We start from the raw sequence: 22,892 nt of genomic DNA, 5'->3' as shown, positions 1-22,892 counted from the left end.
GTAGATGGTCCAATGATGCTTTCCAAAAAGAATCATAGGCACCACATTGGGCCCACTGGAGGGCATAGATTTGCCTGTCGTACTGCACGAAGTTGAGGTGCGCGACCTACAGGAGGGGGAGTGTTCAGCGTATAGGCAATGAGGTAGCAGATTATTCGAACATGCTGATAGTGGGCAGAGTGTGAGCGCGGAACGGTGAGATGAGCGCGGGATGCGTGGTGCTTTCAGATGCATTCCCCTCCCAGAAGACAACGGGCCAGACGATGGGAGCTTTCTTTTTATCCTCGAAGACTGCGAATCCAGTTATCACCCCGAGTTGTGTCTTTGCTCGCCCGCAACGGTCTTGAAGAAAGTGCGCACTGCGCCGAACCAAGGTCCCGGTTCGGGCAGTGCGGAAATCGAGTATTTTCAGTTCGTTCAGGTTTTCCATTGGAAGCTCTTGCGTTTAGTAATCACCGATCACGATACCGGTGATACCAAAAGCGCAAGGGGCTGTCGGCCCCCGAGCACTGTTACCATTCGAGCTCAGATGCTGGCACGTGCTGCGGTGCATCCAGGCGGCGGTAAACCCTTTCGACGTGGCCTTCGAACGAAAAGGTCAGCTTTGCGGGCACGACTTGAAGTTCACGATATGCCCTGGCCATACCTTTCGCCTGCTGCAGCTTGGCATGCCTCTCATCTTGAATTTCTGAACTGGCGATCTCCTGGACAATTTTGCCTAGTAATGTCACTGAGCGCTCCCTCAGCGTTTGTTCGTTTGTATCGGCGTTCGCAACGTTCATGCAGCGGTCTCCTATATCACAGTGGTTTGACTGACCGGATCGTACTTCTAGAGCGTTTCGACAACACCCCAAAAGTAGGTCTAGTTTTTCGCTTCGACTGTGAACCACCGTTCGACCCCATCTGGTGACAGTAGAACGTCTTTGACCTCGGCCTCAGGAATGGCCTTTCGGCCAAGAGTGCGGGCTCTAGCGCGAATGTGTTCGTGGGCTTCCGCTGGTGAGGCGAACTGCATACGCAGATACGAAAATTGTGATGCCTTAATCGGGCTGGCATCACGCATTTGCAGTGAAATTTTGACTGGGGCGACGTCGAACCAATGGCCGTTCTTCACTGGTTTGCCGTTATCCTCTGCCGTGACCTCGACAAGGTTCACCGGATCAAAATTTTCTGGAAGTGACAATCCAAGACAATCATCAAGAGACTCACGAGCACCTGGAAATACTGCGTTGCCCGCAATCCAGTATTTTGACTCTTTGCCATCGCCTTCGGCCCAGGAACTGAAGTGATAGGTGAGCAAATTGTTAACGGATATAGAAGGTGAAAAGTCACCTTTGTACAGACGGCCAGTCAAGATTGATTCGTTTCGCTTTGGCGTTACATCCCGGTAGCCGAGGTACCACGATGGAACCTCGTTTATGGCATCGCGATAGCATGACAGCGCCTGATGAGCGTGTTTGTACGTGCTGAGGAATTTGGCTTTCATTCTGTCTTTCACGTGCTCGTTGGGGGCGAGGCGGTGAAGGAGGGCGTAAGCAGCCGACGTGGTCACACAGAAGAAACTCACATTTTGGTCACGCTGATACTTCAGGCCAAAGGGGACCGAAATGCTTGGATCTACGACCTGGCTCGTCGAGAGTTTCTCCCTGACATCAATCCATTGCTCGAAGAGGTCCCAGTGCTGATCCGCGCTGATTTCTTGTTTACCCTGCAGCATCGCCAGAACGCTTGAGTAATCCTCGCAGACTGTCATCAGTCGTTGCTTCGCCTCAAATGATTCGAATACAGATTTTGCTAGCCAATTTTTAACGCTGTCGGACTGGTAGAGCTCGGTCTCCGACGCGTCCTGGGAGCGTAAGGCTTCCCAGCTGCGATCCCTCTCAATGAGTTTTTCGTGATCCTGCTCCAACACGATACGATGGACCCACGCGTGCCGCTCCAAACGATTGTCCTGCTCCTCCGGTTTCGGACTCAGGTAAACATGGCATTTGCTGGTGCCAGTGACAGTAATGCGTAGAACCTCATATTCGAGTGCCTCGTAGTGACTTCGAACAGTGCTGGCCATTTCCTTGCCGGCGCCGGCGAGAAGGTACATCTGATCGAGTAGGGTTTTCCAAACAGGGCCCATTTTGGCTCCCTCGAAAGTTGGCAGTTCCTTACCTCGATTCACGGATCTCCATGCCACCACAGCTTGGTCAACGATGATTGAAGCCTCAGATGCGGTCGCCAATCCTCCTTCCAGCAACGCCATGCGCATTTTGTCTCGGGTAGCTGCCTCCCGTACTCTCTCGACTTCTAGGTGCTTCAGTGCATGCTTGAAGAATCGGACATATTCGACATGATCTACGCGGGTATCTCGATCATGGATGTACCAATGAAGCTCCTCGGGTGTAACGGCATCCAGTACGAGGAAGGGCAGCTCTGCATGACTCCAGTAGCCAGGTCGGAATGCGCTGAGCGTAACCTTGGTGCTGAATTCACGCTCCTTTCTTCGACCATATCCCTGCACGTTTACAAACACGTGCAGAGAGTCTCCCCCTCGAGCGGCAACGCGTAGGCCTATCCGCTCGGTTGGCTGGAACCTGAATGAGAAACCACTATGGCGGTGATCCTCTTTCCTGCATGCGCCCGGTGCAGTATGGGGATTCATTACTGTCTTCCAGTTGCATAACACGCGGGAGCCTGACTTGAGATAAGCGTTTTTCTCGCTGATCCATGTATGCAAGGGCTTACGTTTCTGCGTTGGAAGCATGCCCGCGCCATCGTCGTCGTGGATGAACTTGAGCCACCGGTCTTGAAAGGGCTGTGTCATGAACTCTAGAGACTGCTCTCCGTCATAGAACTTACCAAACAGCCCTAAACGATGATCCAGGCCACAGATCATTAGCAGGAAACGTTTGTAGTGCAGGGCGAAGTTTTCATGAGCCTTGAGGTGCGATGTGTATGCCACGTCTTGGAATTTGATATCGGACCCGTCAACACCCTTGAAAATGTTGTTCTGGTCGTCCTTGGATGGGAAGAGCCGGCTGGCGCCCAGATGGGACTCAATGGGTGACCAGACCCTATGGAGGTTCTCGCCATCCCGCACCAGGAGGAACACCTTCCGGTTTTCCAGGTTGCGACTAAGGTTCGTCGCCGCGTTGCCATAATCGATGGCTCGCCGACTGGTGGCCATGACCAGAATGCAGCGTTCGGTGGGAAAGACCTGCTTCACCAGCTCTTCGTGTTTGGTCAGCGCCTTAAAGAATAGATCTTCGTTGCTGAAGTCAAACCATTCGTCCAGATCGACATAGATTGCCAGCTCCTCGTCCATCATCAACTTGCGCTGCACGATGCTGAGGGGGATATGACTGTCAGCGGACCTACCAGTACTAATGGTCTGCACAGAAACATCTTTCCCTGTGTAGAGATCCAATGACTCGATCCCTTCTATTAGGCTGGCCACGTAGGTGCGCACATCTTCTGTTTGAGCAAGAGCCGCGGCCGCAGTTTCTTGAAAGTAGGGCGTCATCGCCTTAACGGTGGCTGCAATCGCGGTGGTCTTGGCCTGAATCCAATCCGATTTTATGGTCGCTACCTTGTGCTCGCGAGCGGCCACCGATTTCAACGCTTGGATTTTTTCAGGGGTAATTCCACTGCCGATCGCGGCAGCGACGCTACCGGTAGCTACACTGGCCAGCGACCGCTCCTCGCTGGCCGAAATCAGCATGGTCTGTTCGCTGGCGGACTCGCTCGAGGTTTCTTTGGCGCGATCTGCTGCCATGCGCTCTTCGACGATACCATTGAGGATCTGTGGATCAGCTTGAGCTTCCATTAGGTCGTTTTGGAGCTCTGTCACTCGACCCTGAATGCGCTTGATCTCATCAGCTCTGACTTGCTGGTGGTCGGGCTCGAATTCGAATTTTGCGAGGAAGTCTGCGAGCAGGAATGGATGCTCTTTGCAGGTGATGTAGCGACTGGTGATGTTTCCTTCAGCGTTGGGTATTTCAACTCGAACCTGGGTGTCGTATTTGGATGGGTGAGCCCGAATGATGATCGTGTGGGGAGAGTTATCGACCCAGCGAATCGATTGAAGAAGGTGAACATCTCGCTCCTCGATAGCCATTTCATGGATGGCCTCTTTCGCTCGCCAATATTGGCCGGCTTGTAGCGACTGGAATCGTTCGATGCGTTCAATGGTGGGTTCAACCGCGGCCACTGCAGTGGCCGGGGAGGAGGAGTTCTCAGACATGTCTCATTCCCAATGCAAGTTTGGGAAGATCGTTTCATGAATTGTCGATATGCAAGGTCTGGAACGGTACCTGCCCACAGGAGGTAACGCCGTGTGGGCAGGAGGTCATTTTAAAAGGTTCTTCTATCAGCGATGTTTGTAACGCTAGTCCTCAATGCGAAACTGCCGTGCGGACGGTTATTGGAGTCGACTCCTTGGTTTTAATGGTCAGCGTCGTGCCGGTCAGTGTGGGCACGTCGTTCACTGGGTTTACGGTAATTGTGACGGTCACCGGTGCGGACCATGCGCCAGCGCTATCCTGCGCGCGATAAGTCAGTGTGGTGGTTCCGTTCCAGTTCAGGTTCGGGGTGAAGGAGAGTGTCGATCCTGTGATCGTAGCGGTGCCATTTGGTGAGGGATTAACGATCTGAAAAACGTTAGGCACAGGTGAATCAATATCTGTCGCGGTGAGCGTAACGGTACCAGGCGTATCCTCGTCAATGACCATGGTTTTTGCATAGGCAACTGGCGCATCGTTTACAGGACGTACGACTATGGTTGCTGTGGCAGCCCCGGACCAAGCGCCGGCCGCGTCCATAACTCGATAGGTGAGAGATGTTGTCCCGTTCCAGTTGGCAGAAGGTACAAATACCAACGTGTTACCAGATATGCTCGCTGAGCCATTTGCAGGGGATGAAAGAATCTGGAACGTGTATGGACCAGGTCCATCGTCTGAGATCGCGAAAGCAGCGTAGCCAGTGACGTCCTCGTCGGTGGTGAGTGTAAAGTTGCTAGCAGTTGGGGTGATGTTGTAGCAACTATTATTAACGGTGAACCCTGAGTAATTGCGTTTGCTTCCATCGGACCAAAGTTGATAGGTACGAGTCTGATTGATGCTGCCACTTGGTGTGTTTGCCGGGCACGAAAGCCACTGCGTCTCAGTCTGGGTCGAAACATAGTAAACTGCGGCGGTACAGTTCCCTTCAAGCATCGTCCAGCGTTCCGGATGCAGTGGAACACTTGGCGAAATCATGTTGCACCAATCCACGCTCGTGTTGGATCGACAAACGTATCTTGCGGTACCTACTTGGCCCGCTGGGCAAGCGCCGGTGTAGGTCCAGCTACCAGCACCACCACCACTGTCCGCCAGGGCGATGGATGAATAAGCACTGATCAGCAGCATGGACGCTGCCATAAAGAATTTCGTAATGGCTAAAAATGGTCTGAAGGGTTCGACTAGGCGTCGAACCATTTCCTTTTTCGTATCCATTTAATGCTCCGATGCCCAAACAGAGTTATTTGATTGGATACGAAATTACCAAGTTGATTGTCACTTGAGCGGGCAGTTCGACCCTTGAAATGGGCACCAAATTCATGGACAGGATCCGCTTTGATACTCGGATTGACGGGGGGCTTGACGTCGAGGTTGGCGTGAAAGCTTGAGAGGGGGAGTTGAGCTATGCAGAGCATGATGAAAATGCGGCTGATTACAGCCGCATGAAATAGGTATCGAGCTCACATTGCTTGGCGTTTGATTTGGTCCTTAAGCTGAGTAGGCAGGCCAGTAATCGTCAGTTGACCGCTAGCCTCGTCATAAACCACTTTGTTACCCAGCAAATGAGCTTCAAAGCTGATGGAAAGACCCTCGGCGCGACCTGTGAAACGACGGAATTGGTTGAGCGTTTTTTTGTCGGCAGGAATTTCTGGCGACAGGCCGTAGTCCTTGTTTCGTATGTGATCGTAAAAAGCCTTTGGATGTTCTGAATCAATCAACTCGGACAACTCCTCCAGGCCAATGGGTTCTCCCAATTTAGACTGGCTCGCTGCATAGTCGACTAGGGTGTTTGTCATCGATCTGCAGGTTCCCTCCGGCAGGTCCTCGCTCTCTACGAAGTCGCTGAAAGCTTTGAGAAGTGTCCGGGTTTCACCTGGCCCGTCGACACCCTCCTGACACCCAATAAAATCGCGGAAGTAGTCAGACAGTTTCTTACCGTTCTTCCCTTTGATGAACGAAATGTACTGTTTTGAGTTTTTGTTATTTTGCCATTCCGAAAGGTTGATCCGCGCTGCCAGGTGTAGCTGGCTGAGATCGAGATGCCGAGACGGGATGACTTCGAGGCTTTCACTGACCGCAACGCCTTCACTGTGGTGAACAAGCGCGATCGTCAGATACTCAGTCATCCCCTGTTGATAGTGTGCGAATACAACATATCCACCGGACGTGAGGTTGCTTTCTTCCATCAGCTGCTGCAAATGCTCCACAGCGATCAGGCTGAGCTCAGTGAAGGTCCTGCCCTCGCCGAGGTATGCTTTGAGCCAGCCACTCAGCGGATGTGCTCCAGACTCTGGATGGAAAAATCCCCAAGCCTTCCCCTGTTTGGCGTTGTAGTTTTCGTTCAGGTCAGACATCAAATGGTCAAGAGCACTTGATTCGGTCAACTCAGTGCTTGATGAGTGCAGGATTGCCGGGGAGCCGTCTGGTTTCTTTTCGATCAGGTGAACTATCGCGTGTCGTACGGGCATGGAGTTGATACTCATTGATAAGTGGAGTGAGTTCTGTGCCGTTCAGGAAGTGCCTTTCATCTGGCAGAACATGACGCGAATTGATATCCCCTAACCCTGGAGGATGGTTTCAACATTGTCCGCCTGGTCGCCGCCGGCGCAACGTCCATTGGATACCCTGCTGAGGCTTGAGACGGCACACTGGTTAGCCACTCGTGATGCCGCAAGTCGTTGCGAAATGGGAGCGGTGAGCGGATCAATGGATTGAGCCCGCCCATTACTGATGATTAGCAAGGCCGTCCATTTGATACCGCGGTTTGTGGCGTCAGGTTCGGGGTTGCGGCGCATCTCAATACGCGCACTTTGGTAGGCCTGATGCCACTGCTCTTTGTTGATGTCGGCCTCAGCTTTGGCCGGAAGTGTGGAGGAGGTTTGCAAGCTCATGTTCTCGAACCTTTCGTAATGGATGCAAACGAATCCTCCACGAAGACGTGAATATGCAAGTCTCGCCAACTCGCCCGAAAAGTGGGCCGGATTGGGAACATCCAAATGGTGCTAGGCCACATGATTCTCTTACCAACCTAGGGGGAGAGCCAAAATGCCTACAGTTCGATTCATGGGGCGAAGAGATGTAGAAACGCATTGTCCAATGGCGCCGACGCATCTGGTTTCGATTTCAGACGGTGAGGACGATCAGGCTCAAATCGTCCAATCGCGGTGGGCTAGCGTAGCTTTCGAGTACTTCGTCGATGGAGAGTACGACGAGACACGGATGCTCATGTTTGGCGCTAAATTTCCTGTTTCATTTCAGGACTACCTGTTACCACCTCAGGCTGACTCAGTACGGTCATTGGTGGATCGATTAGCCGCAACCGGGCTCGATATCGTTGTGAACTGCCAGGCGGGTCGCTCTCGCAGCGCCGCAGTAGCCAAGTACATTTCCGAGCGACATGGTTACGACCTCAAGCAAGAAACACCTGATGCAAATCAGACAGTGCTCAGGTTGCTTCGACGAGATCCGTCGCTTTGTTCCACATACCGTGATGTTACCTCTCCCAGCTCAAGTGAACAGAAGGCTGACGGGGCCGTGCGCGCGCTTCTCAAGCTCTTGGGGCTCTGGACACCGTCAAGGCAGTAGAAATAGGGGCTGATCTCGGCTTTGAAATAAATGCGAGATCATGGAAATTGTTGCAACAAACACGACTGTATGAGCTGGCTTGAGGGGTTACAGCTGTCTGTACGTCACTTCGTGTCGGTTGCGCGTACCTAGATCAGTTGCGCCACGGCCGCTCCTTTCTTACCCGCACACGGTTTTGTTTGACGGCAAAGCCCAAACCAGGCCAAGCAGACGATGGCGACGCAGGCAGTACGTGACTTGCTCTTTTGTTTTGCTCCGACTACTGGTTATCTCAAAGGTGAACTGGTCATCTGCATTGGCCATCCGCTGGCCTTTGCAGGGACTATCGATCACGGGCAACTTCGCTGCTTTGTCTCGGTTGTGCATTGGTATGTTCCTGCGCTGCTGGCCTCTCCGGACGTGCTTCAACGTCGTCGCCCCCAGCTTTTGTTTACCGGGGCTTGGTGTGCAGCTGCAACTTACCTTTCAATGCCTATGCAGTCCCAGCCGTAGGAGTTATTGGCCTCAAGGTAAAGCGGGTACAAGGTATCGTCTTTCCCAGGCCCACCAAATAATCGCCGCCACCAAATCTCAATGAAGGCGTCCGGCATGTCGTGTGGAAAAAAGTGAACGTCATCGTCCCAAACAATGGCTTTTCTGCCGTCACTTATCTCAGCCACCCTCGATGCCATTACCGATCTGTCAACGGGTCCATTTAGTTTCCCCAGATACACTGAATCATCCCAATGGTCTGGCAAAAGAGCCCTTACCGCATCTGGCACCACGACATCGCCATTTTCATCTAATTCAACGAGACAGAGTGATTGCGTCTCTTGAACGATTAAAGCACCTAAAGCTCTACGCATACCTTCCAAGCTTTGATTTAACATCTCTAGATGATGGTTAATCCAAGCTGGGTAATCCCCATTTTCATACGTACCGAAATCCTTTGGATGGACTTCTTTAATTTCGAGAAAATACCAAAAACCAGCCTCGCATAGCATGAGCGCGCGGTCATAAGCCCGAGCTAATGAGAGGACGTGCGTCGAATAAATTGGATATTTCATAGTGAGTGCCTATATGCATTCTGTTTCAATCAACTGAGGGTGGCTGGGCTTGGCGGTACCGCGATTTCTTAAACGTCTTGAATGAGATTGCGTAGCCGGTCCAACACGGCCCGAGCAAACTCAGGCGCTGCCGCTTTAGCATCCTCGATGCTGGAAAAACCGCTGCCAATATGGCCTAAGTAATGCAACTCAAACGACTCGGTACTATCGGTTATCGCTACCATTTCCTGACCCGCGAACCGTGCGTCCTGCACTACTTCCGGGCGGTAGCCATACCAGACCTGTTGTGGTTGATTGATAGGGAAAACGCTCCCCTGTCGCACATTGATTTCCATGTGATCACTCCCAGCCAATTCATCAATACGTGACCTGGTGCGGAAAAGTCGCCACCGGGCAGCATCAGAAAATGCCCTGTTCCTACAGCAAAGCCCGCACTGGGCGGGCATGTGATTGGCAGCGGTCAAGATTGGGGTTTGCTTACGCCAGTACCGGTGCGCGCCTCACAGCCGACGCCTGGACTACGGGGCTCTACGCTGGCGGATGCCGTATCGCAAAGGCTCAACACGCAGTCCACCCACTCCTTGCGCTGCCGATACTGAGGCTCATCGTCGCCCGACACTTTGACTTCAAAGTGTCGCCTAGGACTGATCGAGCGCACAGCATTGACCAGCTCGGTCAATTGGGCACGCAGGGTATCGCGCTCGGCGGTTACCTGATCAATTGCCTCAAACAAGCAAAGAACCTGGTCGGGGTTTGCGTGCTCATCGTAATTATCGAGAGCATTGCCCAGCGCATCATCATCGTCGCTGGCTGCGCGGACAGCGAGGGCAAGCCGTTGGAGTTCTTGCAGGTCTTCACCTGAGCATTGAATGAGCTGATAGTCGTTCATGGGTTTACCCCTTTTCCCACGCGGTTTTCGAGGTCAGTTGGCTTTGGACTTGGCTGAAGGATTTCACTTTTGATGTAATCATCTCATGAGGAGAAATAATGCAACCCTGAAGACTGCCCCGCTCAAAGGAGCAGTTAGTCGTTCAAAGGCGTCGGAGTCGAATGTCGGGGCGCTGGTGTTCGGAGTATCGTGGACCTAGGGATGCAGCTTCGCGGATCCCCCGTCAGCACTCAGTCAGGATTTGGCAGAGATTGAGGTCGATCCTGATAGAGTTGTCATTGGGTCTACTGATCAGCTTATTCGCAGGCACGGAGCGGTGGAAAGTTCCATATGGAATTTGAGGCTTTCGCCAGTCAGATGTTTCGTTTATTCCAATATTCGACTGTTGCTACTGACAGGGTGGGCTCAGGGGTAAAAAGATTCTTTCAGGGCTTGCACTTTCAAGATCGTGCGGATGATGGGGTCATTAATTGTCGAGGACGATTCAATGGCAAAGAACCATCACCATTCCCCTGCTCAGCGAATCTGTGGGCATGTGGGTATGCACGTTTTTCACTATACGGGTCGCAAAGGGCAGGCCGAGGAAAATCGATACGCTGCGAACTCGCTCTGCCCAGAATGCGCTGGTGTGATTCGAGTGTGGTTTGAACAATCTGAGCCCGGTTTCTATAAGGTCGATCTCCCCAAACTGGTTTCCCGTTCGCCAAATCTCATATCTTGGGGCAACAGGGTTCGTATCGCGCAGTTGCGTAAATTGGGCCCGGTGATGAAGCGAATGGCCTCAGAATCCGAAAGTGACCCGCTCGCGGCGCTCACACTTCAGGTGCTGACGATGATGTTCAAAATCGACTCTGCAAGCTTTTGGGTCGACGTTGATAAGCACACCTATGGCACTTACACACTTGGCTGGGATCTCGAGGCGCTCATTCGAGGACGAGAAACACCAACAAATCCGCTGGGCAAGGCATCAGTGTTTGGGTATTGGGTGGCTCGAAATGAGCGTGTTGCGAACGACGCGATCGAAGCTGCGGCGTTGCTCAAACCCATTCTGAAGGAATACAGGCGAGGTCTAGTAGCAGCTGAAGTAGCAGCATCCACTTAGTTAAACTACTGGTTATTGAAGCCGTCCTTGGGGCGGCTTTTTTGTGGCGCTTTACCAGAGATTGGCCCCGTTTTGGGGGGCGGATCCGGAGCTGAATTGCTCCTGGTCTGGGGAGAATTGCATCATCCCCACCAGGAGAAGATCAATGAATCAAATGCGCAATGTATCCCTTCAAACGCTGCTGACACTTAGCTGCCTTAGCTTGCTCATCCTGCCTCAGTGCTCTCATGCGGCCGGCAACTTTAACAGCGCTGCTGATAACCTCGATGACATGATGGATCTGGTGTTCAAGATAATGCCTTACACCTTCGGGTTAATGATCCTCATGGTAATTCTTCAGATCGTGAGAGCGATGAACACTGGAACTTCGTCTAGACCGATCAACGAAGTGGCACCGAGAGCCCCACTCGTAACGCCGCCTGTGCTGCAGGCTCCAAAAGCAGGTACAGAAGATCACCGTTCTGTCCTTGCCCCCACGACTGTGGAACAGCCGGCATCGGTGCCTGGTTCAGAAAGTGGGGAAACTGGCAGCCGAAAACTACATCTTGATTGACGGATCATTTTTCTGATCAAGACCTTGCATCTCCGCAAATCTCCGGAAGATAGATCGTGGGAGCTCCTCCTGGCCGGCTCCAGATACCGGCCATGTCTCCACTCGAATGCGGTGCTTACTGAGCCTATTTGCCCCAGTTCGTGGTCCCAATAGGGCAGGGTCAGCGCGCTCCTTCGTGAAACACTAATTCCATGAATTTGCCGAAATCGTAAGGGATTGCCATGTCCAAGAATGAAGCTTTAAACGACCGTATAAATACGCCACTGAAGCTGGCATTTCCGGTCGTTGCAATCGAAACCTTTGAGTTGGCCAGGGCCGCTCAAGTCATCTCTGCAGCAGCAACTGACCTGAAAAAGCATTTCTTAGCAATGCCTTTTAAACAGGTCCCGGACCCAAGTTTTATCGCCAAGGTCGCTGGCGAAGCACCCAAAGACAGCCGTGGTGCCGTTATTTTTGACCAGTATTTTTTTGACCGTCAGCGTCTAAATGCAGAAACCCTTCCCAGTTTGAAAGCTTCCCTTGCCGCTCTTGAGCAACACGGCATTACCTACGTTATTGCCGGCCGCGACTCCTTGGCCGAAGAGTTCGTTTATCACATCGATCTACCAGCCATGGATCAGGCCGAAATTATTGAAGTTCTGATGAGCGCCGAGCGAGACGTTGAGCGATCGATTGGTAAATCTGCCCAAGTGCCGACTATTTTTGATGAGCGTGAGCGGGTTGTTATTGCGAACCACGCCATGGGCTTGAGCCACACTCAAATGCGTAACGTGTTCATCCTTTCGGCTTATCGCAAACACAAAGCGCTTGACTATCTTTCAGAGGTTCGGCGTGAGAAGGGCCATATTCTGCGTGATGTGGGTCTGGATGTTTTGGAACCGATCGACATTCAAACTGTTGGTGGGCTCGAGCCACTGAAGTCATTCCTCAACATCCGTAAGGCAGGTTGGGATAAGGACTTGCCATTAAAGGGGGTGCTACTGGCGGGTGTTCCTGGTGGTGGTAAAACGCTGATGGCCAAGGCAGCTGCAGGTGTGTTCGGAACAACTCTTGTTCGTCTCGACATGAACCGCTTCTACTCGAAGTACCAGGGCGAGACTGAGGCCAAATTCATGCGTGCGCTTCAGACAATCGACCAGATTGCGCCCGTTACCGTTCTCATGGATGAAATCGACAAAGCGTTTGCACAAGGCGAAGGAGACAACGAGGTATCGCGTCGTTTGCTAGGTGCTTTCCTTTATTGGCTTCAAGAGCGAAAGAGCAAAGTCTTCATTGTCGCTTCCGCCAACAGGATCAGTGCCTTACCGCCTGAGCTAATGCGTGCTGGACGCTGGGATCGCAGCTTTTTTATCGATCTACCCAGCAAGGATGAACGCGTAGCAATCTTCCAGATTCACTTGAAGAAAGCAGGTGTCACCGTTTCCAACTTCAAGATGGACGAATTGTTGACTGCAAGCACTGGCTACACCGGTGCTGAAATTGAGCAGGCGGTGGTCGATGCTCAATACCTCGCGTTGTCGATGGATGCTCAGCTAAACCAAGGAAACCTCCTTGATGCTTTGGGAGACATCAGTCCTGCCAGCGAGACGAGAAAGGCAGATATCGACGCGATTCGTAAATTGGGCGATCAGGGCTTCTACAGAGCCAACACCCAGGATCAAAGCGAGCCGCTACACAACGGACGCCAACTGACCGTCGATTGATATTAGGAGATTGCAGTGAGTCATATTGTCAGAGCTAAAGTCGCTGTGTCCTACACCGACATCGATGTTCTTATGAAGGCCTTATCAGGCCTGGGTAACCTCTACCAAAACGAGCAACTCTACCGAATTGGCGTAGGGCTCACTTCCGAACGATACCAATTGGTACTGGTTGATCCAGCAAACTCCCAGCATCGCCTGGGGTTCAATCTTGAGAATGGTGTTTTCAATCAGTTTGTCGAGAACTACGGTTCGTCCGGTGCCTGGACCAACTCCGTGAGTTCGCAAATTGTGGACCGTTACTTGGCCTATCACTACGCCAAGCAACTGGAAGCGGAAAATTACAAGGTGTCTATCGTGGCTCAGACCGATGGATCTCTTGAGGTTGTGGCCGAGGAGGTGGTGTGGTGAAGCGTGTTGTCGTGAACGTCAAAGGCGGAAATGTGAGTGCTGATTTTCAGGGGTTTCAAGGTCGTGCGTGTGAAGATCTTGAAAAGCGTATTCGGCCGGAGGGCAGTGAGGTGAATGAGGTAGAGAAAAAGCCGGAGTACGACTTTGTGACGTCAGAGTCGCAAACCCAGACAGTGACTTACTGACGTCCACTTGGCGGCGGTCAGGCAGTTCGGGGTCACTCCGCTGCCTGGCTGCGGCACCCTCCAGATCGGCTGCTAGGTTCTTTCAACAGAGATCACCTCTTGAATAAATCTCTCCCCCATAAGCGCAGGATCGTAATCCGTGACGGCGTTATTGTCGGATTTGCTGACGAGGTATGCCTTGTCGGCCTGCAGGTCGACACGTTCCGCAAGGAGCGTGTGTCACACGTTGTTCCGAGATCGTTGCTCCTACAGATGGTATTTACGGTGCTGAGAAGATTTTTCTCTGACACCTCTATGGTTGCCGGCTGGACCAGACGATGGTCGTGTCAATGGAATGTGCGCATTGATAACACGACATTCGGTCCCTTCGATTGCCGGGAGGAGGCAATAAAGTTCGAAAAAGAGAAAATTTACAGGATGGGGCGTTTCACTCAATCGATCCAAAAGGGCGAGGGGGCGCCATGAAGTTCACAAGCCGATTTTCTCTTGTACTGCTACTTGTCCTTGGTGTGGGAGGGCATGTGTTCGCTCTACCTTCCGGCGACCAAAATGATGGCGCACTTATCAATGACGGAGCGAGTAGCAGTGGATTCAATGGGTCACTAGGGATTAAAGAATCAATTTTGCTTAGCCGCGATCAGTGGCGAAAGGTAATTGTGGATGGCAAGACACAAATTGAAATTTGCCCTGGTCGGTACCGGGGTACCAGTTGGTGTCGGGTGCCTGATACCGAAGGTCTCAACTCGTTCTTGGGTGGAATGGTTACCGGTGAAGCCTATCCAGCTGAAAAAGCTATTCAATTGCTTGCAGGAAAGGATGCACGAATCCTGGAAATGCGAGAAAAGGGTGGAACTTTAGAAATACTCTTTGGCGCACGCTTTGATGGGCATACGGTTCGCCGGTCCGGTATCAAAAGCATTGCGGTGGCGCGCCCCACTGAAGAAGACAAAGCCGGTGTAGCAAGTGCCTCGATTATCTTAAATATCGGGGTGGCGGGTTTGATATTGGTTTGTCTTGGCGTTGTTCTCGTTGGAGTCTTCGAGGTGCGCGCATCGCGCAGACGCCTTATCGATGGGCCAACCATGCAGGAGGCAACCGTGACGAGGTTGCGTGAAGAGCAGCAGCGCTTGATAAATCCCCCTGACAGGACGATTCGCCAACCTGCACCACTGCAGACCCTTGCTGAGTCGCCTAAGCCGAAAGCTGATAGTCCAGTTATCGACACCGGAGCCCACACCGGTGCCAGCAAAGGGAGGAGGCTGTTTATTGATTAACGACCTTACTCCATAGTCAGTTCGCTTCATGCCTGTCCGGGCTCACTTCTGGGCCCAATTAAACTCCCTTCCTGCTTGTGCAAGCCGATCATTGAGTTTCTCTACGAGACTCGAGGAAGCTATGCGGCTCATCACACTCATCACCGGGGCATCGCTGAATGCCGGATTGTTATTTGCCTCTCTACCAGCTGGTCATTGGCCTCTTATGCTCGATGCGGTAGCGATTGTTCTGGTTGTTATTTCCAGCATCGCAATTTATCGATGGTCTCCGAGCTTTATCAAGCTGGTCCTTTTGATTTGTTATCTGTCTTGGCTCGCTGCCGCAACGACGTTGGGCTTTAGCTCAGCACTGAGCATCGGGTCATTGCAAACGACTCTCGGGTCATTTGTGAGCGTATCAATCGTATTTGTTTTGCTGTGGGCCGGGTTAGCTATGTGCGCGGCTGCGGGTTACTTGGCTATCGTCGAGATGCGTAGACAGGCCGCTCGTGAACGCAATAAATCCGCCAGCCAAAAAAGACCCACCCACAAGGAGTGTGTAGGAGCGCTGTGATTGGTCTTTACATTCACGTTTCAGCGGATCTAGCAGGGAGCTTATGAGAAATTTTTTAACGGTATTGGTGGGTGTTTGTGTCTCATTGAGCCAGTGCGCAATTCAAGGCGTCTCTGGTTTTTTCGAAGTGGCTCCAACGCTTGGGCGACTGGAGGACGCTGAAGAGGGGTGCGAGCATCTTTCAGTAAGGATCGAGCCGTCTAAGCCGCTCATGTCAATTACCGATGCGGAGCAGCGTCTTTTAGGCCTGGACGGGGTCTATAAGGCAACCGGTATGACACACAGGCTTCATGCAGGCGAATCTGTTATTTGGATGCGATACCCAACTCCAGCTGGAATTGCACGAGCATTGGAATATAAAGGACTGGTAGGGGAGCCAGTCCAACTCTTTGAAATATAAATAGATGATGGGTGTGGGTCCCATGATGGGAATTAGTAGGTCGCCTGATTAAGGGGTAAGGCAGGCCTTGTTTGCGGGTACCCTTCAGTCGCTAGGAGAGCTTGAACTGCACGCATTCTTCGGCTTTCGAAGTCACCACTGAAAGCAGGTAAATGTGCTCGGATCCTGCAGATTTTTGCAGTTCTAGCCCTAAGCCAGTTCGCATCAGAGGTGAGGTTGGCTCCCGGATTCGAAGCCAGAATGGCGGAAACTTTTAGTCGTAACTCATCAGTCATTCGCACTCGACCGAGGATGTGAAAATCACTATTTCGTATCGTCGCGCAATCTGCATGGCTCATTGCCGCGGCATTGGATGGAATGCCGCAGGCGAGTTTTCGCGTACCCAGGATCGCGCAAGCTTCTTCAAAAAGCTCACCGCCGCTCATTTCGCCAACCTGAAGCGGAATAATGACTCGAACGCCCATACCAACCCATTTCCGTATTGAGTCTGCGTAAAGCACCCAGAGCCTTCTCGTCTCCACCTGGTCACCAATTACGTCCGGCGCTACGACGCTCAGATTGGCAGGTTGAATGGTGTTGGTCGCAATCGTCTCGTAGGCGCGAATGACTTTGCCCCAGTCCATTTCCTGCTTCTTCTGGAAGGCTGTGAAGGCGCCGCTGTCGACAAACGCCATTCCCCCCTGGTCTAGATGTCTTGGAATGGCGAGGTGTAGTTGGGCCAGCGTCAAAAGGGTCGCTACCACGCCTACTGGCATACCTAGTTGAGCTATTGCTCGAAAGTCTGAAAAGCTAGTCATTCCTGAGTGGTACGCAATCTGCCACGGGTGGTCTGGTGTGTTCATGGTCTGGCTCAAGCTCTGATTTGTCACGATTTTCATCGAGATATCAAAACTGCAAGTCTGACCAGATCTGCTCCATATTCAGTGCCAGATCACCAGCATCGTGAGCCCCGGAGTTGAGATGCTAGCGGGAAACCATGGAGCTAAAACTGTGCACATAGAATCCCTGTTCAATGATCTTAGCGTTCTAGGTCTCAAAGCCATTTACCCAGGTGGTACAGCTTATCCGAGCCATCAATCGAATCATGAGGTACTTGGAGGCTTTGTGGCGCCTGGTCGAGCCGGTGGGTACCTGGTTCGATACTGCAGCGTCGACCAACAGGAATTGGTCGAAGTACTTCGACGCCACGAGGTAAAAGACGCTGAAGTATTCAGCGCTGGCATCATGATGAATTCGATTTCAGTGGAAGATGAGCGCGCTTTTCTGCAGGAAGAGGCTTTGCAGGTCCTTCATGAGGGCCTTGCCTTCATTCGATCGCAGCCGGTTGGCGGCCAGCGCCAAATAAGCCATATCGCAGATACCTTGTATCTAATTCCGCTGTCCGTAACGGGCATGGACGACAGAAGCCTGGAGAACTTAAGAGATCAGATTGGAGCAGCTCGCTCGCAACTGGACGGCGCCGGTGCCCGATTCAGGAATTTGCGAAACATGCGTGGTAGGTACACTCCGAGCATGGGCATTATTGCGATCCTGATTTGTGTGTCTGGTTTTGACGCTGGCCAGGCATTTTATAATCAACGATTGATATACGCTGGGGTCGCAGGATTCATTTTTCTTTGCCTTGTCGGCGTTTTGGTGATGAGCATTTGGCGCGGAAAAGGAGAACGAGTCGAGGGTAAATCAGCGTCCTAGACTTGCTTTCATCGCCTCTGAACGTCCTGTATCTTTTCCGGGCTAGGAATTCCCCGTTAAAGCAGGAGGCTTAAAGAGACGGTAACTTGTCTGTTGGTGGCTGCCTTGCATGTTCGAGAAACCATGAGAGCGTCAATCCAAACTCCAAAGGTGTTTGGTATGACGACCGAAAAATATCCTGAGATCCCCCTCGCGTTCAGGTGGCATGCAATTAAGGTGGCGCTGAAAAAACAGGGGTATTCGCTGACCTCGCTTTCCAAGCAAAGTGGTGTTACGGGGATCGCCTCAGCCGGCAAAAAGCATTATCCAGCAGCTCAAGCGGAAATCGGCAAAGCCCTTGGCGTCTCAGAGAAGATTCTTTTCCCTGAGCGATACGATGTGTCTTGGTCTCAAGAAATGCAGGCGCAAGTTGAAGAACTTATGCCCGGCTTGTTTGCGCTGCCCGAGACAGAGGAGCCGAAGCCGCTCTTCATCACCATGGTGGAAGAAAAATCTTTGATGGCGGTCGATATTTCGTCGATACCTGCAGAGGAGCCTTCCAGGCTCGCTTGGGTGAAATCTGAGCTTCGAAATCGTGGGTTTGTTTTGGGTACCCTCGCTTCACACATTGGTGTTCCGCGATCAGCTCTGGATAACCTGGGAAGCGCTCGGTCACCTTCGCTTCAAGCGTTGGTAGCTACATGCTTAGGTATCGCTCCCCAAACAATCTGGCCAGAAAGATACGATGAAAAAGGTGTGGCCATCCCTTCGCGTCGCAAAGTTGGGCGTCGATGGACTGATCGAAAAATGGAGTACCAACTCGATCTTTCAGAAGGGCTCTGGTTACCCATGCGAGATTTGACAGGGCTACCAGGCATGGGTAATGACGTCACATTTATCATCATGCACGGTGAGAACCTCGGTTGGAAAATTCGCGAGCGGTTCGGTGTTTATGAGGTTGCATTCGATTCTTTGCCAACAGAAACCCGTTCCTTTCTCCTGCTCCCCACCGCAAATCGAAACGTTAGCGCTGCCCAGGACACATTTCACGGGGCTCAGATCGTTTCGCATAGCGTTAGCAAAACTCGGGGAATTGTTGCTGTAGCTCATGTTGATGGCGAGATATCACTCAAGGTATCTGATGGAAAGTCGCTCGTTGAGGTTGTGCTAGGTCGACGTGACGTTGGGGCACTCGCACCAGCTCTTCTCGATGCAGCCAAAGCTGCTGCAGACTCAGGTGGCTAGTTCGCGGTGAGAGTGTCGGCAGAGTGTTGCATTTGAGACATTGAACGTAGTGTTTAGAGGTGCAAAGGAGAGATAGATGCCACTACTGAACGTTAGCCCGTACCTTGAACTAATCGCGAGCTCTATATCGATGGAGATCATTGCTGTCTCGCAAAACGAGGTTGAGGAATGTCTCAAAGCTGCCTTGAGTCGCTTAGGTAACGACACCCTATGGGTTACCGCCGGCGAAAGCTTGCTGGTGCATCCATTCGCAGTAATGTCACTGATGGACGACTGGCAGCAAGCCTTAGCAATCAAACTCTGTCTTGATGTCGAATGGAGCGATCAAGTGTTGCTCGATCCGCAATATGAGCTGACCACTGCAGCATTTTGCGACTTGATTCGAGACTCCGCGACAGCAGTGCTGAGAACACCATCCCCAACCATGAATCGGTCTTCAAACGATCTGTGTGAATCAATTTCGTTGTCGTCCTCGAGCGGCGAGCCCTTGAAGCAGTCGCTGATCCGGATTGCGAGGCGGAAACAAGGGCTGAGGTTGGTCTCCGCGGCGTAGGATTGTATTTGGGCCCGTTTCAAGGGGCAGACACACCCCAAACGATGGCGAGAGCTGAATAGAGTTGCCTCATACAGGCCTGCTTGACCAGGTCGCGGGATTTATAAGGCACTCATCAGATGCAGATACGGTTCGGCCTCAATGCCCTTGAGCTAAAAAAGCATAATCAAGTCCAGGTCATTTGGGACTCGGAGAAACTGGTTAACGGCCATACGCTCCTGGTAGGAATGAGTGGTGCGGGTAAGACTTTTCTACTCCGGAAAATGATCTCCCACATGCTCCAAACGTCTGGCTCATCAGTCCCGCGCATTCACGTGTTTGATATTCACGGGGACCTTGAAATACCAGGCGCCTCTGAGGTTCGCTTTAGTGAGCGTTCGAACTGGGGGTTAAACCCATTGCGAGTGAATCCCGATCCTCATTTCGGTGGTATTCGCAAGCGCGTTCAAGCTTTCATTTCGACAATAGAGCGAAGCATGAGGGCTATGGGAACGAAGCAGGAGGCTTGTCTACGTAACCTTCTGCTCGACGTATATGCCCAGTACGGATTCAAACAGGATGATCCTTCGACCTGGGTGGTCGAGGAGGAAACTGCGGTCATCATGACCGACGGCCACGAAGATAGGTTGTTCATTGATGTCCCGAAAGCTGAGAAGGATGAGGCAAAGGCCCTCGGGGCTCGCTGGAGCGGTGGGCCGTTGTATTCGTGGTACGTTGCGCAAGATCAGTACCAAGGCGCTATCACGAGATGGCCACCTAAGCTCATGGCGCGGACACATCCATGCATCAAAGACGTGCTCCGGATGGCTCAGAATATTCACCAGCAGTCGTTTTTAGGAACAAGTGCTGAAGCAGTTAGCTACCTGGAGGTTGCGAACCGATCAGCAGCGGCCTATCGGAAAAAGGCCATTCAGGCGTTACGTAAAGGTGAAGCCAATTTCGAAGATGAAGCAGCGAAGGTCGACCTGGATAAGGCCAAGGCGAAGGCTATTGATTCATTCACGACTTACGTTGAGGCGATCACCACCGGCAGAGAGCTGACATCGCTAATGAAGTACGACAGTACAGACGTACTGAAGTCAGTGGTCGATCGGCTTCAGAATCTGGATGCCATCGGTATTTTCAAATCCGTACAACCTCCATTCCACGAATCAAATCCTGTCTGGCGCTACCACCTTCAGGCGCTCTCGATGACGGAAAGAAAATTATTTGTTCTGTTTCGTTTGGAGGAGATCTTCCTGGCGGCCGTCGAACGCGGGCCACAGGATCGGATTCGAGACGTAATCATTCTGGACGAGGCGCATGTGTTCGCGGATGAAAGCGAAGACAACATCATCAACACGATCGCAAAAGAGGCGCGAAAGTTCGGTCTCATGCTCGTCGCGGCCTCGCAGAGCCCAACTCACTTCCCACAGGATTTCGTTGCATCGGTTGCGACAAAAGTTGTGTTGGGCATCGACGAAATATTTTGGAAGCCTAGCGCGACAAAGTTGCGCCTTAGGGAAGACGCGCTGGCGTGGGTCACACCAACCAAAACGATGCTTGTTCAACTGAAAATGAAAGGGGAGACCCAGAATGATTGGCACTGGTGCAGCATTGCGTAGCGCAGTGCAAAAGTATCTTTTGCTTGCCGTGTATGGGTTGCCATTGGCGAGCAATGCTAGCGAAGTCGATATCAAATCGCAGCAGATGTTGGAGCGGCTAGAGAGTATTTCTATGCCAATCGGCCGTGGGGCTATCTTGCAGGATCGCCTTGGGTGTCTCTGGAGCGTCATGGAAGGGGAAAAGGCGCCTCGCCTGGTGCGAGTGTCAGACGACGATGGAAAACCTCTGTGTAGCGCTACAGCGGACGCCACGGTGGACAAGGCTATTCCACCTGAGGAAAAGTAATGATTTAATTGTGTTTCTGTCCTGGCGTCTGTTCGCTGGGCTTTGAAGCTGCACCTTGCAGCACCTTTTTTAACCCTTGGGGGATCTCTTCCCCTTTGGGGATGGGTCCTCCATTTTTTTGGAGTGAACCCATGAGAAAACTACCCGACCAAACCGAACAATCCTCGCAATTCGTTCGTGTGCATCAAGAAGAAGTCGACCAACTGTTGACCGCCTGTGTTGAGGCCGGTCGCCAGTTTGTCGGTCTGCACGGCACGATGTTGCAAGCAGGAACCAACGCAGTTCTAACTCGATTTCTGGATTCAAAAAATCCGGTGGCCTTCATGGTTAAGTTGCGAGAGTTTGCGTCTGTTTTTGCAGGTACTGCGGTTTCATTAAGCTACTGGGGATTGGTTGACGCGATTGGTGCGTTGGCTGATGCCGTCGGTACTCAGTGGCTGTTCATGTCCGAGGAAACTCGGCTTACCAGGCTGCAACACTCGAAGGAGCACCTGGGTGAATCTCAATTATTGGTGATTGCCTCCTAAAGGAGCCGACCCGTGCATAGAAAAAAAGCCCGTCCCTTAATCAGGGGCGGGCTTTTTTTATAGCGTGTTATGTCTGGGTAATACTTCATTGCAGTACGCGCCGGCGTTCGCGTCGTGGATCAGAGTTCTGTCAGGTGGATGAATCTCTGCGAGCGACATCTGGGACATTGATTCCAGATTTGCAGCGCATCCTTTCTTTTGCCCTGATAGACCGATCAGTTCCGTAGGAATTGCGGCAGCCAGAAAACCGTTGCTGACCGCTGCACTGAAGCCGATGAGTAAAAGCGATCCGATCCCCAGGCCGGTTGCTATTGTTTGCCTTGTCAGCACGATAGTGACCTCAAGCGATTTGACCTGCTTGAGGCTACGCCGAGCAACCTACCTGGGGTCCCTGATTGGTACCAAGGAAGGGCAATCGAGTTCCCAGTTAGTCGATCAAATTACGGATTGCCTCTTCGTCAGGATGGCGCTGGGCAGCAGGTTTAAGTGTGGCTTGTTCTCCTTCCGTTAGGCTGCGGTAGCCATCAGGTTGGGTGGTGTCGATGATGAAGTTGACCTGCCCCTTCAAAGCGTCCTTTAGGCCATAGAATTGGTTGTACTGGATCAGTTTGTTGGATTCATCCTCGCGTTCATCAGCTACAACCATTAGCTGACCTAAGGTAATCAGGTTTGCGGCGATCGATGCGCCCTCAAGGGTGATTGTTTCTTCCGACATGCCGTAGGATGCGCTGACCTGATCGAGCGCAGGGAGAACCAGCGCGACAGCTCCGTTTAGATACTTGCGAAGCTCGTAAGCACCGCCTGTGTACTGATCCTGAAGGAGGCGTCGCATCGCGGTCAGAACGGTCTGCTCGAATGCATGGCAGTAGGTGCCGTAGATGTCAAAGAGAGCCTGTGGTGTGAGCTCGAGTACGGTGTAGGGTTGAGGCGTATTGTTCGATTGCATGATTGAATTCCTGATGATCAGAATCCTTAAAGTGCCTCAATATCTAATAATGCAAGGTCCGCTAGAGCTGTCGAAATCACCTTGCAAATTAAAGAGT

General features: G+C 52.1%; 23 protein-coding genes. 12 read left to right on the top strand and 11 right to left on the bottom strand.

Going from position 1 to position 22,892, the window contains the following annotated elements:
* Positions 1-151: 151 nt before the first annotated feature.
* The 9 genes from ACODSV_RS02955 to ACODSV_RS02915 all read right to left on the bottom strand — a co-directional run bounded on the left by ACODSV_RS02955 (position 152) and on the right by ACODSV_RS02915 (position 9,785).
* Entirely contained in the window at positions 152-430 is a 279-nt protein-coding gene (locus ACODSV_RS02955; RefSeq protein ID WP_454838492.1) for a hypothetical protein, read from the bottom strand.
* A gap of 82 nt (positions 431-512) precedes the next feature.
* A complete protein-coding gene (locus ACODSV_RS02950; RefSeq protein WP_489044813.1) occupies positions 513-782 on the bottom strand; it encodes a hypothetical protein in 270 nt (89 codons plus the stop codon).
* An 80-nt stretch (positions 783-862) separates the two neighbouring features.
* On the bottom strand, positions 863-4,231 hold the full coding sequence (locus ACODSV_RS02945; RefSeq protein WP_489044811.1) for a hypothetical protein: 3,369 nt from the start codon (positions 4,229-4,231) through the stop codon (positions 863-865).
* Positions 4,232-4,382: 151 nt separating this feature from the next.
* Positions 4,383-5,480, bottom strand: a complete 1,098-nt coding sequence (locus ACODSV_RS02940) for a tandem-95 repeat protein (protein WP_489044809.1) — start codon at positions 5,478-5,480, stop codon at positions 4,383-4,385.
* Between the two features lie 245 nt (positions 5,481-5,725).
* Complete coding sequence (yejK, locus tag ACODSV_RS02935) at positions 5,726-6,733, bottom strand: nucleoid-associated protein YejK (protein WP_489044807.1); 1,008 nt, start codon at positions 6,731-6,733, stop codon at positions 5,726-5,728.
* Positions 6,734-6,823: 90 nt separating this feature from the next.
* Complete coding sequence (locus ACODSV_RS02930) at positions 6,824-7,156, bottom strand: hypothetical protein (protein ID WP_489044805.1); 333 nt, start codon at positions 7,154-7,156, stop codon at positions 6,824-6,826.
* Positions 7,157-8,308: 1,152 nt separating this feature from the next.
* Entirely contained in the window at positions 8,309-8,896 is a 588-nt protein-coding gene (locus tag ACODSV_RS02925; RefSeq protein WP_489044803.1) for a hypothetical protein, read from the bottom strand.
* 68 nt (positions 8,897-8,964) lie between these two features.
* On the bottom strand, positions 8,965-9,231 hold the full coding sequence (locus ACODSV_RS02920; RefSeq protein WP_489044801.1) for a hypothetical protein: 267 nt from the start codon (positions 9,229-9,231) through the stop codon (positions 8,965-8,967).
* Positions 9,232-9,356: 125 nt separating this feature from the next.
* Positions 9,357-9,785, bottom strand: coding sequence for a hypothetical protein (locus tag ACODSV_RS02915; protein WP_489044799.1), 429 nt, complete (start codon positions 9,783-9,785; stop codon positions 9,357-9,359).
* Between the two features lie 487 nt (positions 9,786-10,272).
* Here ACODSV_RS02915 and ACODSV_RS02910 point away from each other — a divergent pair, with 487 nt between their 5' ends.
* The 7 genes from ACODSV_RS02910 (at position 10,273) to ACODSV_RS02880 (ending at position 15,563) form a co-directional block, all read left to right on the top strand.
* The gene (locus ACODSV_RS02910) at positions 10,273-10,887 is read left to right on the top strand and encodes a hypothetical protein (RefSeq protein WP_185709520.1); all 615 of its coding nucleotides are present in this window, start codon (positions 10,273-10,275) and stop codon (positions 10,885-10,887) included.
* A gap of 145 nt (positions 10,888-11,032) precedes the next feature.
* Positions 11,033-11,440, top strand: a complete 408-nt coding sequence (locus ACODSV_RS02905) for a hypothetical protein (protein ID WP_218538958.1) — start codon at positions 11,033-11,035, stop codon at positions 11,438-11,440.
* A 221-nt stretch (positions 11,441-11,661) separates the two neighbouring features.
* Positions 11,662-13,143, top strand: a complete 1,482-nt coding sequence (locus ACODSV_RS02900) for an AAA family ATPase (RefSeq protein WP_489044796.1) — start codon at positions 11,662-11,664, stop codon at positions 13,141-13,143.
* Positions 13,144-13,158: 15 nt separating this feature from the next.
* The gene (locus ACODSV_RS02895) at positions 13,159-13,551 is read left to right on the top strand and encodes a hypothetical protein (protein ID WP_185709523.1); all 393 of its coding nucleotides are present in this window, start codon (positions 13,159-13,161) and stop codon (positions 13,549-13,551) included.
* Positions 13,548-13,736 carry a hypothetical protein gene (locus ACODSV_RS02890; RefSeq protein ID WP_218538956.1) on the top strand — a complete coding sequence of 63 codons (189 nt, stop codon included), beginning with the start codon at positions 13,548-13,550 and terminating at the stop codon, positions 13,734-13,736. The genes ACODSV_RS02895 and ACODSV_RS02890 overlap by 4 nt, the downstream gene beginning before the upstream one ends.
* A gap of 461 nt (positions 13,737-14,197) precedes the next feature.
* Positions 14,198-15,010 carry a hypothetical protein gene (locus ACODSV_RS02885; protein WP_489044793.1) on the top strand — a complete coding sequence of 271 codons (813 nt, stop codon included), beginning with the start codon at positions 14,198-14,200 and terminating at the stop codon, positions 15,008-15,010.
* A 121-nt stretch (positions 15,011-15,131) separates the two neighbouring features.
* Complete coding sequence (locus ACODSV_RS02880) at positions 15,132-15,563, top strand: hypothetical protein (protein ID WP_489044791.1); 432 nt, start codon at positions 15,132-15,134, stop codon at positions 15,561-15,563.
* A gap of 432 nt (positions 15,564-15,995) precedes the next feature.
* On the opposite strand, the gene ACODSV_RS02875 is transcribed toward ACODSV_RS02880, so the two are convergent.
* Positions 15,996-16,805 (bottom strand): hypothetical protein, encoded by an 810-nt coding sequence (locus ACODSV_RS02875; RefSeq protein ID WP_489044790.1) that lies wholly within the window; start codon positions 16,803-16,805, stop codon positions 15,996-15,998.
* 148 nt (positions 16,806-16,953) lie between these two features.
* Here ACODSV_RS02875 and ACODSV_RS02870 point away from each other — a divergent pair, with 148 nt between their 5' ends.
* The 5 genes from ACODSV_RS02870 to ACODSV_RS02850 all read left to right on the top strand — a co-directional run bounded on the left by ACODSV_RS02870 (position 16,954) and on the right by ACODSV_RS02850 (position 21,849).
* The gene (locus ACODSV_RS02870) at positions 16,954-17,655 is read left to right on the top strand and encodes a hypothetical protein (protein WP_489044788.1); all 702 of its coding nucleotides are present in this window, start codon (positions 16,954-16,956) and stop codon (positions 17,653-17,655) included.
* A 159-nt stretch (positions 17,656-17,814) separates the two neighbouring features.
* Positions 17,815-18,879, top strand: a complete 1,065-nt coding sequence (locus tag ACODSV_RS02865; protein WP_010466482.1) for a helix-turn-helix domain-containing protein — start codon at positions 17,815-17,817, stop codon at positions 18,877-18,879.
* Positions 18,880-18,955: 76 nt separating this feature from the next.
* A complete protein-coding gene (locus tag ACODSV_RS02860; RefSeq protein ID WP_489044786.1) occupies positions 18,956-19,432 on the top strand; it encodes a hypothetical protein in 477 nt (158 codons plus the stop codon).
* 119 nt (positions 19,433-19,551) lie between these two features.
* Positions 19,552-21,036, top strand: a complete 1,485-nt coding sequence (locus tag ACODSV_RS02855) for a DUF5710 domain-containing protein (RefSeq protein ID WP_010466487.1) — start codon at positions 19,552-19,554, stop codon at positions 21,034-21,036.
* A 417-nt stretch (positions 21,037-21,453) separates the two neighbouring features.
* Positions 21,454-21,849, top strand: coding sequence for a hypothetical protein (locus tag ACODSV_RS02850; protein WP_489044783.1), 396 nt, complete (start codon positions 21,454-21,456; stop codon positions 21,847-21,849).
* Positions 21,850-22,276: 427 nt separating this feature from the next.
* Here the strand turns inward: ACODSV_RS02850 and ACODSV_RS02845 are convergent, their stop codons facing one another.
* Positions 22,277-22,795: a hypothetical protein gene (locus tag ACODSV_RS02845; RefSeq protein ID WP_489044781.1), complete on the bottom strand. Its 519-nt coding sequence runs from the start codon at positions 22,793-22,795 to the stop codon at positions 22,277-22,279.
* Positions 22,796-22,892 lie beyond the last annotated feature (97 nt).

This window comes from Pseudomonas sp. FG86 (assembly GCF_057808775.1).
This window is presented reverse-complemented; position numbering and strand designations above follow the sequence as displayed.

Excerpts from the sequence above, each read along its gene's own strand:
- ACODSV_RS02955 (WP_454838492.1), bottom strand. The coding sequence starts at position 430 with ATGGAAAACCTGAACGAACTGAAAATACTCGATTTCCGCACTGCCCGA.
- ACODSV_RS02950 (WP_489044813.1), bottom strand. The coding sequence starts at position 782 with ATGAACGTTGCGAACGCCGATACAAACGAACAAACGCTGAGGGAGCGC.
- ACODSV_RS02945 (WP_489044811.1), bottom strand. The coding sequence starts at position 4,231 with ATGTCTGAGAACTCCTCCTCCCCGGCCACTGCAGTGGCCGCGGTTGAA.
- ACODSV_RS02940 (WP_489044809.1), bottom strand. The coding sequence starts at position 5,480 with ATGGATACGAAAAAGGAAATGGTTCGACGCCTAGTCGAACCCTTCAGA.
- yejK (WP_489044807.1), bottom strand. The coding sequence starts at position 6,733 with ATGCCCGTACGACACGCGATAGTTCACCTGATCGAAAAGAAACCAGAC.
- ACODSV_RS02930 (WP_489044805.1), bottom strand. The coding sequence starts at position 7,156 with ATGAGCTTGCAAACCTCCTCCACACTTCCGGCCAAAGCTGAGGCCGAC.
- ACODSV_RS02925 (WP_489044803.1), bottom strand. The coding sequence starts at position 8,896 with ATGAAATATCCAATTTATTCGACGCACGTCCTCTCATTAGCTCGGGCT.
- ACODSV_RS02920 (WP_489044801.1), bottom strand. The coding sequence starts at position 9,231 with ATGGAAATCAATGTGCGACAGGGGAGCGTTTTCCCTATCAATCAACCA.
- ACODSV_RS02915 (WP_489044799.1), bottom strand. The coding sequence starts at position 9,785 with ATGAACGACTATCAGCTCATTCAATGCTCAGGTGAAGACCTGCAAGAA.
- ACODSV_RS02910 (WP_185709520.1), top strand. The coding sequence starts at position 10,273 with ATGGCAAAGAACCATCACCATTCCCCTGCTCAGCGAATCTGTGGGCAT.
- ACODSV_RS02905 (WP_218538958.1), top strand. The coding sequence starts at position 11,033 with ATGAATCAAATGCGCAATGTATCCCTTCAAACGCTGCTGACACTTAGC.
- ACODSV_RS02900 (WP_489044796.1), top strand. The coding sequence starts at position 11,662 with ATGTCCAAGAATGAAGCTTTAAACGACCGTATAAATACGCCACTGAAG.
- ACODSV_RS02885 (WP_489044793.1), top strand. The coding sequence starts at position 14,198 with ATGAAGTTCACAAGCCGATTTTCTCTTGTACTGCTACTTGTCCTTGGT.
- ACODSV_RS02880 (WP_489044791.1), top strand. The coding sequence starts at position 15,132 with ATGCGGCTCATCACACTCATCACCGGGGCATCGCTGAATGCCGGATTG.
- ACODSV_RS02875 (WP_489044790.1), bottom strand. The coding sequence starts at position 16,805 with ATGAACACACCAGACCACCCGTGGCAGATTGCGTACCACTCAGGAATG.
- ACODSV_RS02865 (WP_010466482.1), top strand. The coding sequence starts at position 17,815 with ATGACGACCGAAAAATATCCTGAGATCCCCCTCGCGTTCAGGTGGCAT.
- ACODSV_RS02860 (WP_489044786.1), top strand. The coding sequence starts at position 18,956 with ATGCCACTACTGAACGTTAGCCCGTACCTTGAACTAATCGCGAGCTCT.
- ACODSV_RS02855 (WP_010466487.1), top strand. The coding sequence starts at position 19,552 with ATGCAGATACGGTTCGGCCTCAATGCCCTTGAGCTAAAAAAGCATAAT.
- ACODSV_RS02850 (WP_489044783.1), top strand. The coding sequence starts at position 21,454 with ATGAGAAAACTACCCGACCAAACCGAACAATCCTCGCAATTCGTTCGT.
- ACODSV_RS02845 (WP_489044781.1), bottom strand. The coding sequence starts at position 22,795 with ATGCAATCGAACAATACGCCTCAACCCTACACCGTACTCGAGCTCACA.